The 16,364-nt window shown below is 59.6% G+C and carries 14 protein-coding genes; 13 read left to right on the top strand and 1 reads right to left on the bottom strand.

The features are described 5' to 3' along the window. Positions 1-195 precede the first annotated feature (195 nt). Positions 196-1,545 (bottom strand): oxygen-independent coproporphyrinogen III oxidase, encoded by a 1,350-nt coding sequence (hemN, locus tag EJ068_RS11850; protein WP_126059321.1) that lies wholly within the window; start codon positions 1,543-1,545, stop codon positions 196-198. 152 nt (positions 1,546-1,697) lie between these two features. Between hemN and EJ068_RS11845 the strand changes: the two genes are divergently transcribed. The 13 genes from EJ068_RS11845 (at position 1,698) to EJ068_RS33190 (ending at position 15,461) form a co-directional block, all read left to right on the top strand. Next, on the top strand, positions 1,698-2,441 hold the full coding sequence (locus EJ068_RS11845; RefSeq protein ID WP_126057787.1) for a Crp/Fnr family transcriptional regulator: 744 nt from the start codon (positions 1,698-1,700) through the stop codon (positions 2,439-2,441). Between the two features lie 496 nt (positions 2,442-2,937). After that, positions 2,938-4,557, top strand: a complete 1,620-nt coding sequence (ccoN, locus tag EJ068_RS11840) for a cytochrome-c oxidase, cbb3-type subunit I (RefSeq protein WP_126057788.1) — start codon at positions 2,938-2,940, stop codon at positions 4,555-4,557. Further along, complete coding sequence (ccoO, locus tag EJ068_RS11835; protein ID WP_126057789.1) at positions 4,557-5,288, top strand: cytochrome-c oxidase, cbb3-type subunit II; 732 nt, start codon at positions 4,557-4,559, stop codon at positions 5,286-5,288. Before ccoN ends, ccoO begins: the two co-directional genes overlap by 1 nt. 11 nt (positions 5,289-5,299) lie before the next feature. Further along, positions 5,300-5,449, top strand: coding sequence for a cbb3-type cytochrome c oxidase subunit 3 (locus tag EJ068_RS11830; protein WP_024502864.1), 150 nt, complete (start codon positions 5,300-5,302; stop codon positions 5,447-5,449). Between the two features lie 2 nt (positions 5,450-5,451). Beyond that, the gene (gene ccoP, locus EJ068_RS11825; protein ID WP_126057790.1) at positions 5,452-6,315 is read left to right on the top strand and encodes a cytochrome-c oxidase, cbb3-type subunit III; all 864 of its coding nucleotides are present in this window, start codon (positions 5,452-5,454) and stop codon (positions 6,313-6,315) included. Between the two features lie 166 nt (positions 6,316-6,481). Further along, positions 6,482-8,041, top strand: a complete 1,560-nt coding sequence (gene ccoG, locus EJ068_RS11820; RefSeq protein ID WP_126057791.1) for a cytochrome c oxidase accessory protein CcoG — start codon at positions 6,482-6,484, stop codon at positions 8,039-8,041. Further along, positions 8,038-8,535, top strand: coding sequence for a FixH family protein (locus tag EJ068_RS11815; RefSeq protein ID WP_126057792.1), 498 nt, complete (start codon positions 8,038-8,040; stop codon positions 8,533-8,535). The genes ccoG and EJ068_RS11815 overlap by 4 nt, the downstream gene beginning before the upstream one ends. Then, the gene (locus tag EJ068_RS11810) at positions 8,532-10,805 is read left to right on the top strand and encodes a cation-translocating P-type ATPase (RefSeq protein WP_126059322.1); all 2,274 of its coding nucleotides are present in this window, start codon (positions 8,532-8,534) and stop codon (positions 10,803-10,805) included. The genes EJ068_RS11815 and EJ068_RS11810 overlap by 4 nt, the downstream gene beginning before the upstream one ends. A 5-nt stretch (positions 10,806-10,810) precedes the next feature. Beyond that, positions 10,811-10,966 (top strand): cbb3-type cytochrome oxidase assembly protein CcoS, encoded by a 156-nt coding sequence (ccoS, locus tag EJ068_RS11805; protein ID WP_081714250.1) that lies wholly within the window; start codon positions 10,811-10,813, stop codon positions 10,964-10,966. Positions 10,967-11,647: 681 nt separating this feature from the next. Next, a complete protein-coding gene (locus EJ068_RS11800) occupies positions 11,648-11,923 on the top strand; it encodes a hypothetical protein (protein ID WP_126063931.1) in 276 nt (91 codons plus the stop codon). A gap of 280 nt (positions 11,924-12,203) precedes the next feature. Beyond that, on the top strand, positions 12,204-13,385 hold the full coding sequence (gene ubiM, locus EJ068_RS11795) for a 5-demethoxyubiquinol-8 5-hydroxylase UbiM (protein ID WP_185928959.1): 1,182 nt from the start codon (positions 12,204-12,206) through the stop codon (positions 13,383-13,385). 253 nt (positions 13,386-13,638) lie between these two features. Next, on the top strand, positions 13,639-14,802 hold the full coding sequence (locus tag EJ068_RS33195) for a GGDEF domain-containing protein (protein ID WP_245455339.1): 1,164 nt from the start codon (positions 13,639-13,641) through the stop codon (positions 14,800-14,802). Beyond that, complete coding sequence (locus tag EJ068_RS33190; protein WP_245454739.1) at positions 14,796-15,461, top strand: EAL domain-containing protein; 666 nt, start codon at positions 14,796-14,798, stop codon at positions 15,459-15,461. The genes EJ068_RS33195 and EJ068_RS33190 overlap by 7 nt, the downstream gene beginning before the upstream one ends. Positions 15,462-16,364 lie beyond the last annotated feature (903 nt).

Below are 16,364 nucleotides of genomic sequence, written 5' to 3'. Positions count from 1 at the left end.
GACCTACCTGCTCCTCGCGAAGCATAGGATCAAACCCCTTGGAATGTAGGTATGCGCAAGAGAGGATGTGGAAGGAGATACCGCGCAACAGCCTAAGTTTGCATTTTCGATTTGATGCGGTAGTCGCCTATGAGCGGTCAAAACGAACGCAGCTGGTTCGCCGATCGACCAAACGGCGAGCGCACTGTGCTTTGCTCAGACCGCCACCGAGTGCCTCGCCGTTCCCCCTTTGAAATATGTATCGAACTTGGCCGCGATGGTTCGAATGAAGGGGCGACTTTCAGTCCGTACGAGGAAACTGTCACCATCGAATTCAAGCGCTCGGGCAGGATCGTGGAGTGCGATGGACCTCGAGCGATGAAGGAGCTGCTCGCCGGCTTTGCCGAACCGCTCCACCAGATCGACTGCCGAGAAGGCAAAATCACACATCAGCCGCTCGATGATCCAGCCACGGACGCGATCGTCGTCGGAAAGGGCAACGCCGCGGACGGCAGCCAACCCGCCATCCGCAACCATGCGCCCGTACCCGGCAGTCGAAGCCATGTTTTGCACGTAGCCTTGGCGAAAACGACCGATGGACGAAGGGCCAAGTCCGATCAGTGTCGGGCAGCGATCCTCAGTGTAGCCCTGAAAATTGCGATGCAAAACCCCTGCGCGGGCCGCTATGGCCAGCGCATCGTCGGGCTTCGCGAAATGATCGAGTCCTATTGCCTCATATCCCTTGGCGACAATTGCCCGCGCCGCGAGTTGAGATTGGGCGAAACGCTCAGTGGGACTCGGCAGCCATGCCTCGTCGATCATCGTCTGATGCTTCTTGAACCAGGGCACATGTGCGTAGCCGAACAGGGCCATCCGGTCTGGCTCCAAGGTCAGTGCCTGCGCCACCGTGGAACAGATCGTCTCGCGTGTCTGATTCGGGAGCCCGTAGAGCAGGTCCAGATTGACCGATTCGACGCCCCGCGAACGAACCCCGTCGACGACTGCCTTGGTCTGCAAAAAACTCTGCTCACGATTAATTGCTTTTTGCACTTGCGGATCGAAATCCTGCACGCCGAGGCTCGCCCGGGTTACGCCGATTTGAGCAAGTGCATCAAGGCGCGCCTTGTCCATGTCGTTGGTTTCGATTTCGATGCTGACCGTAGCATCCGGGAGAAAGTCGAAGCTGTCCCGCAAGGCCGCTCCAAGAGCAACCATATCATCGGGCCTCAGAATAGTTGGCGAACCGCCACCGAAGTGGATTGCACGGACATGTGCCTTGCCGCTCAGCAGACCGGCAATCGTGACGATTTCGGCATTCAGCGAGCGCAGATAAGCGGCCACCGGCTCATATTGGTGCGTCTGCTTGGTGTGGCAGGCGCAGAACCAGCAGAGCTTGTCGCAGTAAGGAATGTGCAGGTACAGCGAGATTTCGTCGCCGCTTTCCAGCGTCTCCAACCAGCCACGGTAAATGGCAGCATCGATCCCCGAATGGAAATGCGGCGCCGTCGGATAGCTGGTGTAGCGTGGGACGTTCTCGCTGAGTTTGACAGCTATTTCCGATTGCATCTCGCGTTCACCGTGTTGCCCGCCGGAACACTGCACGCATCGCTGAAGCAGACCCTGATCTCGATCAGCCGCGCTCATGGACAAACCGCCGCAGGATTTCTCTACCCTGGATGGGTATCCTGCCGGCAGTTAGGATCGGGTAAGGCGAACGCATGACCTTTCGGCAAGACATTCATAGTTCCGGCATTCCTGTTCTTTGCTTCCCTTGCGAGGCACGGCGTCGCGGTGTCTGCGGTGCGCTCGATCCAGACAATTTGGTTGGGCTCGCCAAGACTTGCTCGCGTCGCCGGATCGAGTCAGGAATGGAGTTGACCGGCGAGGCACAGAACGTCGACAGCTACTCCAACGTGCTTTCAGGCGTTGTAAAGCTATCAAAGAGCCTGTCGGATGGGCGCCAGCAGATCGTCGGTCTCCAGTTTGCACCGGATTTTCTGGGACGTCCTTTCAAGGTGGAAAGCTCGATCAATGCGGAAGCGGCAACAGCAGTCACGCTGTGTTCGTTTCCGCGAGCGGCCGTCGAACGGATGATGAAGGCGTCACGGGAATTCGAGCATCGCCTGCTCAAACAGACGCTGAATGAACTCGATGAGGCGCGCGAGTGGATGGTGACGCTGGGGCGCAAGACAGCTCCGGAAAAGGTAGCGACTTTTCTCCTCATGATGGCCCGGAATATCGATTCCAGTCTCGATGCGGCTTCCGGGTCGGCGTCCTTCGATCTGCCGCTGACGCGTGTCGAAATGTCTGATTTCCTTGGAATCACCAACGAGACCGTGAGCCGCCAACTGACGCGATTGCGGGCTGACGGGGTGATTCGGATTGAGAACGCACGCCATGTGACGGTGGACAGCATAAGCCGTCTGGAGAAGCGCTGTGGCGGCGGACGCGAGCGGCCCTAAGCGGCGAGGCCATGTCGCATGACTCCGGGGCGGGCCGTGTTTGCCTTTTAATGCGATGTTGCCGCGCCTTCGACGAAGCGGCGTCACGGTCGAGACAAACAGCTTTCGGGCTTTGATAGGAACGTGACCAATCGCCAGGTGTGTTTCGGCACATACCGGCGAAGCATGGTCCTTAATCTGCCACGGCTCGGCGGAACGATCGCGTTCGTTTCCAATGGGATCCGAACAACGTTTGGCAGGGCATCGGCAATAGCATCCAACGCGCGCAGGGCCTCAGCTTTCGCCTCAGCGATCGCGTCTGCGCCCGCCCAACCCAGGGAACGCCTTCCATGAGGGGGGTGAGCCCGCGCTGCGTTCCTCGTTCATTCGCCACCTGCTGATTGCGCCGCCGACACAAAATCTTGCGGCCTGACATAGATCAGGGCGAGGGGGCGGCGGCTGCGCGATTAGTGCGCTGCGGATTTGGCATCCACCAGATTCGAGATCGGGATCTGCAATGAAATTCGGCACAGAGATCGTCCTTCTAAGCGTGTTCGCTTTTGCGGCCCTGGTGGCCGCCGGCTTCGGCGTGGATGAACCTTTCCGCCGACACATGTGGGTGTTGTTCTTCGCAGTGGCTGGTTTCACTGCGATCCTGTTGCGCAACACGGAGTTCAAGCCAGCAGCTCCGATTGACCCATCCGCTTACATGGATGGTCCGATCCGCTACGGCGCGATCGCCACCGTGTTCTGGGGTGTCGTCGGCATGCTGGTCGGCGTGGTGATCGCGCTGCAGCTCGCCTACCCCGATCTCAACATCCAGCCCTGGTTCAATTTCGGTCGTTTGCGGCCGTTGCACACATCCGGTGTCGTCTTCGCCTTCGGCGGCAACGCGCTGCTTTGCACGTCTCTGTATGTCGTGCAGCGCACCTGCCGCGCCCGCCTCTTCGGCCGTGATCTGGCCTGGTTCGTCTTCTGGGGCTACCAGCTGTTCATCGTCATGGCCGCGACCGGCTACCTGCTCGGCATCACCGAGGGCCGCGAGTACGCCGAACCCGAATGGTATGTGGATGTCTGGCTGACCATCGTCTGGGTCGCCTACCTCATTCTGTTCCTTGGCACGATCCTGAAGCGCAAGGAACCGCATATCTACGTGGCCAACTGGTTCTACCTGTCGTTCATCGTCACCATCGCGATGCTGCATGTGGTCAACAACCTGTCCATACCAGTCTCGTTCCTGGGCTCCAAGAGCTACTCCGCCTTTTCAGGGGTCCAGGACGCCTTGACGCAATGGTGGTACGGCCACAACGCGGTCGGCTTCTTTCTCACCGCCGGCTTCCTCGGCATGATGTATTATTTCGTGCCCAAGCAGGCGAACCGGCCAGTCTATTCGTACCGGCTGTCGATCGTCCATTTCTGGGCGATCATCTTTCTCTACATCTGGGCCGGGCCGCATCACCTGCACTACACCGCCTTGCCCGATTGGGCGCAGACGCTCGGCATGGTGTTCTCGATCATGCTGTGGATGCCGTCCTGGGGCGGCATGATCAACGGCCTGATGACGCTGTCCGGCGCCTGGGACAAGCTGCGCACCGATCCGATCATACGCATGATGGTGATGGCCGTCGCCTTCTATGGCATGTCGACCTTCGAAGGCCCCATCATGGCGATCCGGGCGGTCAATTCGCTGTCGCATTATACCGACTGGACGATCGGCCACGTCCATTCGGGCGCGCTCGGCTGGGTTGGCATGATCTCGTTCGGCGCAATCTACTACATGGTGCCGAAGCTCTGGAACCGGCAACGGCTCTACTCGTTGCGGCTGGTCACCTGGCATTTCTGGCTGGCGACACTTGGTATCGTTGTCTACGCCGCGGTGATGTGGGTATCCGGCGTCATGCAGGGCCTGATGTGGCGCGAATACGACGAGCAGGGCTTCCTGGTCTACTCCTTCGCCGAGACCGTCGCCGCCATGCACCCCTACTATGTCATGCGCGCCATCGGTGGGGCCATGTACCTCTCCGGCGCGCTGATCATGGCCTGGAACATCACCAGGACCATCCTCGGCCACCAGCGCGAGGAGGAGCCGATGCCGAGCCCCGTCGCCATCCGACCTGCGCGATCAGGAGCCAGGTAATGGGCTTGATGGACAAACACGCAATCATCGAGAAGAACGCCACGCTTCTTCTCGTTGGCTCGCTGCTCGTGGTGACGGTCGGCGGCATCGTCGAGATCGCGCCTCTCTTCTATCTCGACAATACGATCGAGAAGGTGGAAGGCATGCGCCCCTATTCGCCGCTCGAACTTGTCGGGCGCAACATCTATATGCGCGAGGGCTGCTACCTCTGTCATAGCCAGATGATCAGGCCGTTCCGCGACGAAGTTGAGCGCTATGGCCACTACAGCCTAGCTGCCGAGTCCATGTACGATCACCCCTTCCAGTGGGGATCGAAGCGCACCGGGCCGGATCTCGCCAGAGTTGGCGACCGCTACTCGAATGCATGGCATGTCGCGCATCTTACCGACCCGCGCTCGGTGGTGCCGGAATCGATCATGCCGAGCTATGGGTTCCTGAAAGACACGCCGATCGACGTGAAGGATTTCTCAACGCATCTGGTCGCCAACAGGCTTGTAGCCGTCCCTTACACCGATGACATGATCGTCCACGCCAATGCGGATCTGGCGGCGCAGGCCGATCCCAATGCCGACACATCAGGCCTTGAGGCGCGTTACCCAAAAGCCAAGATCGGCGACTTCGACGGCAACCCGCAACAGGTCACCGAAATGGATGCCCTGCTCGCCTACCTGCAGATGCTTGGCACACTGGTCGACTTCAAAAATTACGACGAAGCCGCCGGCTACCGCTGAGGAGAACGCTGATGACCTACAATTTGATGCGGGCGTTTGCCGACAGCTGGGGCCTGGTTGCGATGGCGCTGTTCTTCGTGGGGTGCATCGCCTTTGCCCTACGCCCCGGCAGCCGAAGGCTGGCCGACGAAGCGGCCCGCATTCCGCTCGAGGACGAGTGATCATGAGCGACGAGCATATCGATGAAATCTCTGGCGTCTCGACCACCGGCCACGAATGGGATGGCATCCGGGAGCTGAACAACCCGCTTCCCAGATGGTGGGTTATCACCTTTTACGTCACCATTGTCTGGGCGATAGGCTACACCATCGCCTATCCAGCATGGCCTCTGTTGCACTCGGCGACGAAGGGTGTGCTCGGCTATTCCAGCCGCAACGAGGTCAGGAACGAGCTGACTGCGGCTGAGGCCGCCAAGGGCAAATATATCTCGGCGGTGGAGTCCAAGAGCGTCTCGGAGATCTCCGCGGACGACGGCCTGCGCGAATTCGCAATCGCCGCCGGTGGCGCCGCTTTCAAGGTCAATTGCGTACAATGTCACGGCTCCGGCGCCCAAGGTTCCAAGGGCTTTCCCAATCTCAACGACGACGACTGGCTATGGGGCGGCAAGGCCGAGCAGATCCAGCAGACGATTACGCACGGCATCCGCTTCGCATCCGATCCGGACACGCGCCTGTCGGAAATGCCGGCCTTCGGCGACATCATTACCGCCGACCAGATCGCACAAGTCAGCGCCTACGTGGCCAGCCTTTCCGGCAAGGTCCGCGATGCAAGTCTGATCCAACCCGGCGCCAAGGTCTTTGCCGAGAACTGCGTCGCCTGTCACGGCGACAATGCAAAAGGCAACAGGGAATTCGGCGCCCCCGACCTGACCGATGCGATCTGGCTCTATGGATCCGGTGAGACAGCCATCGCCGCACAGGTCCGTGCGCCAAAACAGGGCGTCATGCCGGCCTGGGTTGGCCGTCTCGGCGAGATCAAGGTCAAGGAACTTGCAGTTTATGTCCATTCGCTTGGCGGCGGAGAATAGGAATGGAAGTCCTATTCTTCGGTCCCCCCTGCCAAGCGGACGAGGCCCGGCGTGAGCCGGGCCTCGACACCATCCCTAATGCGATCTGCACAACCCGGCAAGGCTATCCTACCGCGAGGCTTTACGACAGGTGCCCCTGACATTGGCTGGGAAAGTGGAGTTGCACATGCGTGATAAGACGCAGTTGACACGGCTCGAAACAGAAACTGTCAATTCCGCCAAAACCCGCAAGCCGCTTTATGCCGCGCGTCAAAAGATCTTTCCGAAGCGCGCCTCGGGCAACTTTCGTCGCTTCAAATGGCTGGTGATGACGATCACACTTGGCATCTACTACCTGGCTGCGTGGCTGCCTTGGGCTCGCGGTCCATTTGCCCCGGACCAGGCAGTCCTGCTCGATCTCGCGAACCGGCGCTTCTACTTCTTCTTCATCGAGATATGGCCCCAGGAATTCTTCTATGTGGCCGGCCTCCTGGTCATGGCGGGCGTCGGTCTTTTCCTGATCACCTCGACTGTCGGCCGTGCCTGGTGCGGCTATGCATGCCCTCAGACGGTGTGGGTCGATCTGTTCCTCGTCGTCGAACGTGCGATCGAGGGGGACCGCAACGCCCGCATGAAACTTGACGCAGGTCCCTGGACCGCGCGCAAGCTCATGCTGCGTGTGTCCAAGCACACCATCTGGCTGGTCATAGGGGCGGCGACTGGCGGCGCCTGGATCTTCTACTTTGCCGATGCACCGACGCTGCTCGGCGAGCTCTTCACCGGCACTGCGGCGCCCGTCGCCTACATCACTGTCGCCGTCCTGACGGCTACCACCTACACGTTCGGCGGTCTGATGCGCGAACAGGTCTGCACCTATATGTGCCCGTGGCCCCGCATCCAGGCGGCCATGCTCGATGAAAATTCCCTCACTGTCACCTACAATGACTGGCGCGGCGAACCGCGTTCGCGCCACGCCAAGAAGGTGCTGGCCGCAGGCCAGCCCGTGGGCGACTGCGTCGACTGCAATGCCTGTGTCGCGGTCTGCCCGATGGGGATAGACATTCGCGACGGCCAGCAGCTCGAATGCATCACTTGCGCGCTCTGCATCGACGCCTGTGACGGCGTCATGGACAAGCTCGGCAAGGAGCGTGGGCTGATCGCCTATGCGACGCTCTCCGACTACAACGCCAACATGATGCTGGCGACTGCAGGCGGGTCCAGCTCAGTCAATCCATCGCTGATCAGGACCGCTGATGGCCTGTTCTCCGACAAGGTGGCGCATTTTCACATCCGCAAGATCTTTCGGCCGCGCACCTACGTCTACATGGGCTTGTGGTCGCTGATCGGCCTCGGCCTGCTCTATTCGCTGCTGACGCGCGATCGGCTCGAACTGAACGTATTGCATGATCGCAATCCCCAGTTCGTCACGCTGACCGACGGATCCATCCGCAATGGCTATACCGTCAAGCTGCTCAACATGATCCCCGAGCCGAGGACGATCGTCGTAACCATGCAGGGCCTTGAAGGCGCTGACATGGTCGTCGTCGGCGACGACATCCCCGCAGGCCGTTCCTTCGCCATTCCGGTCGAACCCGACCGCCTGAAAATGCTGAGGGTCTTCGTTCGCCAGCCGGCGGACCAGATCCGCGCTCCGGCACAGACCTTCAAGTTCCGCGTCGAGGACAGAGCCAGCTTTGAGTCGAACGAGTACACCGCCACCTTCAACGCGCCGGAGCCCCTCAGATGACTGCCAATGTACAAAAGCCTCGTGAATTCACCGGCAGGCACATGCTGGTCATCATCCTGGCCTTTTTCGGCGTGGTCATCGCAGTCAATCTGACCATGGCAACGCTCGCCAGCACAAGCTGGACTGGCCTCGTCGTCGAAAACACCTATGTGGCGAGCCAGCAATTCAACAAGAAGGCCGAGGAAGGACGGGCGCAGGCAGCACTTGGCTGGACCGGCAAGCTGACCATCGCATGGGGCGAAGTTCGCTATGGCCTCGCCGACGTCGCCGGCAAGCCGGTTCCCTTGCACGGCGTCAAGGTGCTGTTTCGCCATCCCGCGTACGAGAAGGAGGACAAGTCGGTCACCCTCGCACCCGCCTCGGGCCAGGAATTCGCAGCCCAGCACATGCCGAAGGACGGCGTCTGGATTGTCGAAGTCGACGCCGACGCCGGTCTGGACAAACCGTATCGCGACGTCCGCCGGATCATGATTTCCAATGGAGCGCTGCAATGAGTTGTTGTGCACCGGGCGCCGAAATGGCGCTTGATCTGGTCAACACCGGATCGGTCCTGCCGTCCAGCCAGGAGATCAGGCTGGCGAGCCGATCGCTTGGCGATGATCTTCACCAGACCGATCTTTCAGTACCGACGGTTCATTGCGCAGGCTGCATCCAGACGATCGAGACGGCGCTGGGAAAGCTCGATCGCGTCGAGAGCGCCCGCGTCAACCTGTCGACGAAACGGGTCTCTGTCCGGTGGCGTGGTGACGAGGTCCCACCGTTCGTCGTCGCGCTTGGGCGGCTAGGCTACCAGGCGCATCTCTTCCCTTCCGAGGTCGGCGACAAGGACAGGACGTTATCGGATTTGATCCGCGCGGTCGCGGTTGCCGGCTTTGCGGCGGGCAACATCATGCTGCTTTCGGTCTCGGTCTGGTCCGGCGCCGAAGGTGCTACCCGCGACCTGTTTCACTGGGTCTCGGCGCTGATCGCCATTCCTGCCCTCGCCTTCGCCGGCGGCATCTTCTTCCGTTCGGCCTGGAATGCTTTGCGCCATGGCCGCATGAATATGGACGTGCCGATCGCGGTCGGTGTTTCGCTCGCCTACGCCATGAGCCTCTACGAGACGATCAACCATGGCGATCACGCCTATTTTGACGCGTCGGTATCGCTGCTGTTCTTCCTGTTGATCGGCCGCACGTTGGATCACGTGATGCGCGAACGTGCCCGGACCGCTGTGAAAGGCCTGTCCCAGTTGGCCGCACATGGCGCCATGGTGCTGCGCAGCGACGGCGCGCGCGACTATTTGCCGGTCGGCGAGATCGAACCAGGCATGCGGTTGTTGATCGCAGCCGGTGAGAGGATCCCCGTCGACGGCAAGATCATCCAGGGAACGTCGGATCTCGACTGCTCGCTGGCCTCAGGCGAAAGCACGCCGAAAAACGTGGCGCCGGGCGAAGCAGTTCAGGCCGGCGTGCTCAATCTTACCGGCCCGCTGACGATTGAGGCGACAGCCGCCGCGAAGGATTCGTTTCTGGCGGAAATGGTTCGTCTTATGGAAGCCGCAGAGGGCGGCCGCGCGCATTATCGCCGGATCGCCGATCGCGTTTCAGCGCTCTATGCCCCGGTGGTTCATCTCACAGCCTTCGCGACGTTCCTTGGCTGGATGGCGGTGACCGGCGACTGGCACCGGGCGATAACCATCGCCATTGCCGTTCTGATCATCACCTGCCCGTGCGCGCTCGGCCTCGCCGTACCGATCGTTCAGGTGGTCGCCGCGCGGCGCCTGTTTGAGAACGGCATCATGGTAAAGGACGGTTCTGCCATGGAGCGCCTGGCGACGATTGATACAGCGGTGTTCGACAAGACCGGAACGCTCACGCTCGGCCAGCCCCGGCTGGTCAATGCATCGTCGATCGATCCGGCCATGCTGGCAGTCGCGGGAGACATGGCTACGCATTCCCGCCATCCTTTTTCAAAGGCCATAGCCGGTTTTGCCCATCCCGGCGGGCAGTACAAATTTGATGCCGTCACCGAGCATCCAGGGTTTGGAATCGAAGCCACTGGAGCCGGAAGCACCTGGCGGCTAGGCCGACGCGGATGGGCTGGATGGAGAGCCCGGACCGGTGGTGAAGGCAAACATGGCGGAACCGTGCTGACAAAAGACGGGTTCATTGTCGCGACCTTCGATTTTGAGGACGCGCTGCGCGCAGACGCCAAGGCGGCGATCGGGCAATTGAGCCATGCCGGGGTGTCAGTGGAAATGCTGTCGGGCGATACTGCGGGTGCCTGCGGTGAAGTCGCAGAAATGCTGGGTGTCAAGGACTTCGTTCCGTGCCTGCTGCCATCCGGCAAGGTCGAGCGCATCGAGACCCTGGCGAAAGACGGACACAAGGTTCTGATGGTTGGCGACGGCCTCAACGACACGCCGGCGCTCAGCGCGGCGCATGTCTCGATCGCTCCAGCTACCGCCGCCGACATTGGCCGCAATGCCGCCGACTTCGTATTCCTGCGCGAAAGCCTTCTGGCAGTGCCTCTCGCGCTGGACGTCTCGCGCAAGGCGGGACACCTGATCCGCCAGAACATCGCGATTGCGATCGTCTACAATGCGGTGGCAGTACCAATCGCCATCCTCGGGCACGCCACGCCTTTGTTAGCGGCGATTGCCATGTCTGCCTCATCGGTGCTTGTTATTGGAAACGCATTGCGCTTGCACGGCTTCGGGGCGAATGCGACGCTGCAAGTTATTCAAAAAGTCGGACGCTCCGCAGTCAGCTATTCGGCATAATCCTCGTGACGACGTTGCTCTATCTCATACCAGTGGCCCTTTTTCTGGGTGCACTGGGTGTGTCCGGCTTCGTCTGGGCATTGCGAAGCGGTCAATACGAAGATCTCGACGGAGCCGCCGAGCGGATACTAATTGATCGGGACGACAAACCGGAACGCTGATTTCAATCCGCTGTGCATAAGATGCGCGGATCGCGCTCGTCAGTCGAGCCGGCTCGGTCGGGAACAAGCTGTCCATGCTCCATGCTCCATGCTCCATGACCATCTTGACCTAAGCTGCACACTACATTTGTGAAAAGCCTCTGTCGTGCGAAGGACTGCCTCCCATTGCACCCAGTATGAGGCGGCTGATGCCACGAGAGTACCTCGCGTGGCCGGACGAGAGCTTGGCCATGTGCGCACGGGTTCCAAAGTGGAACGTCACGGTCGATCACCTGACCGTGAACCGCCAGTGCCGATTGGTCATGTCTGGCTGATCCAGATCAGGGTCATACTCATCGGTGTGTTCTATTGACCAGTCTTCGACGGAGAAATGCATGACTTACGGAAAGATTGGTCGTCATTATCAGCACCTTCACGGTTCTGGGTTTTCTGTCGTGTGGTCGGCCATGCCTTGTGCTTACGGCGCAGCCATTAGCTGACCGGCGTCGTGTGTATCTCGCTTGCTGGCTGACCATCCGCGTGGCTGCGCGGACACGGGGGCCGATCAACAGCTTTCGCCTTTGATGGGTTGTGTGCGTCGAAAGTGGCCTTCTTTGGGCTGACTTCGTAGAAATGTTCCAGGGCTCGCATCCAGCGCCGAAGATCCTCGTGATGTCAACGTGCTGCGGAGCATCATCGGGGTTGGGACGTGCGTTTTCGAGATCGATCAACCGTCCGAAGTTGATCATTGGTTCGAGTGACGCGCGCTATTTCGACGACTATGTCGCCGCGTGGGCTTTGCTCTATCGGCGACTGAATTGCAAGGACATCGACATCGAAGCCATGCAGCAGGTTCTTGATGAGATATGCGCGGTCGTGGATAAAAGTTTCCGCTACCTTGGCTGGGATGACGAGAGAGAGCGCTACGTTCGATACCCTCGCAAGAGAGCCCGCTTCGACGTCGTGGAGCGTGAGTAGTATGCGCAAGGGTTCCAGGTGGAATGTGGCGATCGATGCGGCGCGGCCGTGGCTGACCAGCGTCGCGAGTGTCTCGCTTGCTGGCGGCGATCTGCGCGGCTGCGCGGCCAAAGGGCGGGATCGGTTAGCCGCATCCACCTCTGAGCGCTTTGAGTGCTTCGTTGCCGATCGATGCGAATCTCCCGGCCCAGCGCCTTTAGGCAATGCGGCGGCCACGGAGCTCATGTCACTCGGCTCAGTTCCACCGTTACACGAGGATAGGCGACCGGATGGCGGCACGCTGATGGGCTCTGACGATAATTTTGACATCGTTGTCGTTGGAGCCGGCCCGGTCGGCCTTTCGTTCGCTGCGTCGCTTGCCCAAAGCGAACTCAAGGTGGCAGTTGTTGAACAGAACACATTCGATAGTCTGGCGAATCCGGCTTTCGATGGTCGCGAAATCGCGCTGACCAACGCTTCGATCAGAACCCTTCGCGAGCTCGGCGCCTGGGATGTCATCCCGGCTTCGGACAAATCAGCACTTCAAGGCGCGCGCGTGCTCAACGGCTCGAGCGCATTCGCTCTTCGTTTCGATCCTCCCAGCAACTCTGGAGAACCGCTGGGGGTTTTGGTTCCAAATTGCCGGATCCGCGAGGCGCTGTTCAAAATCGTCCGCTTGCAGGATCGCGCCCGGCTGTTGTGCGGCCACTCGGTCGTCGATGCAACAAACAGCCAAGAAGGAGCAGTCGTAACGCTCTCTAATGGCGCGCGTTTAACTGCTCGGCTGGTTGTTGCCGCGGATTCGCGTTTGTCCGCCACGCGTGATCTGCTAGGCATCGGCGCCGATATCAACCGGCTTGGCCACTCGATGCTGATTTGCCGAGTGAGGCACGAGCGCGCCCACCACCAGATCGCCATCGAATGGTTCGATCACCATCAGACGATAGCGATGTTGCCCCTCGCGGAGGGCATGTCGTCGCTGCTGCTCACATTGCGCTCAAACGAGGCCTATAGACTGCTTGCCTTCGATGATGATTTGTTCCTGTCGGAGTTGACGAAACGGTGTCGAGGGCGCCTTGGAAAAATGACCTTGGCAAGCAAGCGCCACACCTATCCGCTGGTCACGACCTGGGCGCACAAATTCCGGGCGCCGAGCGCCGCACTCATCGGCGACGCTGCCATCGGCATGCACCCGGTGACCGCTCACGGATTCAACATCGGTCTCAGCAGCCAGAAGCAACTCGCCCGTGGAATCATGACTGCGTGCCGCGACGGCCGCAATGTTGGCGACCCCGACATGCTGCATATATACGAAAGGCGGCTGCGCCTGTCGGCGGCGCCGCTCTACCATGCAACGAACATATTGATTGGACTCTACTCCAGAGACCACCTGGCGGCACGGCTTGCAAGGCATCTGGGGCTTCGCTTTGCCCAACATGTTCCCCTTGTCCGGCATGGGATATCGGCGGAGCTCCAGCGGTGATACTGCACCAGCAGTCGCATTTTTGCGCGTGCTGGGCGAGCGATGGGAGAGAGTGCATGATGCACCGGAGTAATCCTGCTCCCCGACGCTGATCTCCGATTGAAGAATTAACCCGTCCTTCAGGGGGCTGCATAGGCTGCGGACAAGCAGGAGTAAGCAAGCTGACCCGTCCAGCCTTGGAAAAGAAGATCCGCTGGAGGCGAGAATCCTTCAGGACCAGCTCGCTGATCTGAGGGCAGGCCTTTTCGTCTCAATGCCGATAAGCATTGTGCTGTCCGGGCTGATTTTGACCGTGCAGGCCCTTTCCGGGAACGGTCTTGCTGGCGCGGCCTGGTTTTCGGTCGTTAATGCGATAAATGCCGCCCGCCTTGCACTCGCCCGTCATCAGCTGAAGGAACCCGGAGTCCAGGATGATCTGACACGGGTTTGGCTGCGGCTTCGCTGGTTTGGCAGGCTTGCTCTTCTGGCGGGATTCACCTGGTCATTCCTTGCCATCCTAACGGCTGGATACACGACGTCTCAAGCATCGCTGCATCTAATAATTCTGGCGGGCATTTCAGCTGGCGCGGTCACGTACGGCAGCTCATATGCTGCGGCAGCGATATGCTTCATCACACCGCCACTCCTCATTGCCGCCGCATGTTTGCTGACGAAGGGAGCCCCGGAAAACTACATTCTGGCTTTTGCCGTCCTGCTTTTCGAGGGCGGCCTGGTTCGATCCTCGTTCGTTGGACAAGCGCGCTTCCGTGACGCGAGCCGCCTGAGACATCAAGCCGAGCGGCTTGCCGCGGAAATGGAGCGCAATTCCAGGGAGGACCATCTTACCGCGCTCCTCAACAGGCGGGGCCTCGAACATGCAATCGATCAGTTTGAGAACACCGATGGACCCTTTGTGGCCATGCTGATTGATCTGGACGGGTTCAAATCTGTCAACGGTACCTACGGTCACAGAACGGGTGACGAGCTGCTTGCCAGGATCGCCCGCCGAATAGAGGAAGAAGCACCGGAGGGCTCAACGCTCGCCCGCATCGGTGGGGATGAATTCGTGCTGGTTTTTTCTTCGCGAAAGAATTCTCCTTCTCCCACCAATCTCGCGTCCAATCTCATAGCCAAGCTTGCTCGCCCCTATCCTGGGATCGCATCCGTCCGCATTGGAGCGTCTATAGGAATCTACTTGGCTGAAAACCCCGGACTGACGGAAATGTTGTTGCGGGCCGACATCGCCCTTTACACAGCTAAGCGCCGCGGCAGGAATGAATTTTGTCTGTTCGGTGCCGAGCTAGCCCGGGAACTGCAACGCCGCCAGTCAATCGAACGCGATCTTCATTCGGCGATAACGATGAGAAGCTTGGTCGCTTGGTTTCAGCCAATCGTAAGACTCGAAACTGAAGCGTCGTCGGTTTTGAAGCCTTGCTAAGATGGTCTCACCCGCTTCACGGTCCCATTTCTCCGCCCGAGATCATGACAGCGGCACGCGAAACTGGAATGCTTCAGCTGCTAACTCAAACGGTATTCGCCGACTGTTGCGCTCTTATCGAGGGCTTGGTCAAAGCTGACCGTCGTGATGTTCGTGTGGCGATGAATGTTTCACCGCGCGAGTTGGAAGCTGGCGATATTGACGAGATGATTCTTAATGGTCTGGCGGCAAAAGACCTCCCTGCAACGATGTTCGACATCGAGATTACCGAAGAAGCCCCAGTGGATCCGGACAGAGTGGATGAAAAGCTCGGCCAGCTTTCACATGCTGGCATTTCTATCGCGCTCGAGGACTTCGGCACCGGTTTTTCGACGTTGGCATCGCTCAAGGACAGTCGGATCAGGAAAGTGAAAATAGATCAGGGCTTCATTCGCGGCTTAGCCAAGTCCCGGGAGAATCGGCTGCTTGTCAAAGCGGTGATTGACCTTGGTAGGACGCTCGGGATCGAGGTCATGGCCGAGGGCGTTGAAACAGAGGCAGATCGGCAAACTCTGTACAAGCTTGGCTGCAGAACCGCGCAGGGCTTCCTGTTCTCTAAGGCAGTGCCTCTCCATTTGGCACTTGATTCGGTAGTAAAAGAGCACGCGAAGGAGTTGTGACCGGCCTCTCCGTCCGTGCTGCTCGCGGAACTTTCATGTGGGGTGGACCTGACGCGCGAAAGCCGTTTCGGACGGTAGAGTTATTACGGGGGCGAAACTGAGCACGTGGTTTGGATAGCAGCAATCCGGTCCACCGGCGCACATGCAGCGGCTTCATACAAGCGTTCAAGTTGCGAGATGAGCTTGAGTGAACGACGTCGGAGAATTGCGTCCCTTGGACGCTGGTTTCGCGGTTCCCGTAGGATTCGATTACGGGAAGCGTTCTTGGCTGCTTCTCGGCTCAGCGCTCATCTGGATGAACAACGTACCCGCGGTCAAGGTTTTCGCGACCTCAACCCAGTCACCATCCCGCAACAGCAGCGGTCGGGTCCTGATCAAGCGCTCAGCCTCAGCACAGGTGCTGGAGCAACGGTAGAGCGCGGAAAACGTGTATCGGAATGCGCTGGCTCACCATAGGAAGCTGCCACGGCATGTCGAATGTCCCCAGGGGGCGGGACCGTTCCCTTGCATTTGTCTCGATGACGGGCTCTCAAAGCTAAAGCCAAGAGAGCTTTATAAAAATCGCACCCGATCGGCTGCGCAACGACGACCAGCTGAGGCCCGATCGGGTGCTAAGGTCGTGCCAAAAAAGGCGCGTCACTGTCGCATTTCTAGCCGGCTTGCGATCGGACGTCATCTCTTGGCGATCGTTGCCCCTTCTCTCAAATGCGCTTAGCGGCGCCGACGGCGAATAGCGCAAGCTTTTCCACCCGTTTCTACTCCACTACCGAGACTCGTCACCAACCTCCTTTTATTCGCTTCCATATGGCCCATCCTGTCTCCAATCGAGGAGGAGCGCGAACATGGGCCAAGCCGTAGAACGTCTCAGTCTCGGGAATTCTTCTGCTCGCCAAACTGCCGTTG

Origin of the sequence: Mesorhizobium sp. M2A.F.Ca.ET.043.02.1.1, from assembly GCF_003952405.1 — a bacterium.
Lineage (GTDB): Bacteria > Pseudomonadota > Alphaproteobacteria > Rhizobiales > Rhizobiaceae > Mesorhizobium.
This window is presented reverse-complemented; position numbering and strand designations above follow the sequence as displayed.

Coding starts and splice junctions, on each gene's coding strand:
- ccoP (WP_126057790.1), top strand. CDS start 5,452: ATGAGCGACGAGCATATCGATGAAATCTCTGGCGTCTCGACCACCGGC.
- hemN (WP_126059321.1), bottom strand. CDS start 1,545: ATGCAATCGGAAATAGCTGTCAAACTCAGCGAGAACGTCCCACGCTAC.
- EJ068_RS33195 (WP_245455339.1), top strand. CDS start 13,639: ATGCCGATAAGCATTGTGCTGTCCGGGCTGATTTTGACCGTGCAGGCC.
- EJ068_RS11830 (WP_024502864.1), top strand. CDS start 5,300: ATGACCTACAATTTGATGCGGGCGTTTGCCGACAGCTGGGGCCTGGTT.
- ccoG (WP_126057791.1), top strand. CDS start 6,482: ATGCGTGATAAGACGCAGTTGACACGGCTCGAAACAGAAACTGTCAAT.
- ccoO (WP_126057789.1), top strand. CDS start 4,557: ATGGGCTTGATGGACAAACACGCAATCATCGAGAAGAACGCCACGCTT.
- ccoN (WP_126057788.1), top strand. CDS start 2,938: ATGAAATTCGGCACAGAGATCGTCCTTCTAAGCGTGTTCGCTTTTGCG.
- EJ068_RS11810 (WP_126059322.1), top strand. CDS start 8,532: ATGAGTTGTTGTGCACCGGGCGCCGAAATGGCGCTTGATCTGGTCAAC.
- EJ068_RS11845 (WP_126057787.1), top strand. CDS start 1,698: ATGACCTTTCGGCAAGACATTCATAGTTCCGGCATTCCTGTTCTTTGC.
- EJ068_RS11815 (WP_126057792.1), top strand. CDS start 8,038: ATGACTGCCAATGTACAAAAGCCTCGTGAATTCACCGGCAGGCACATG.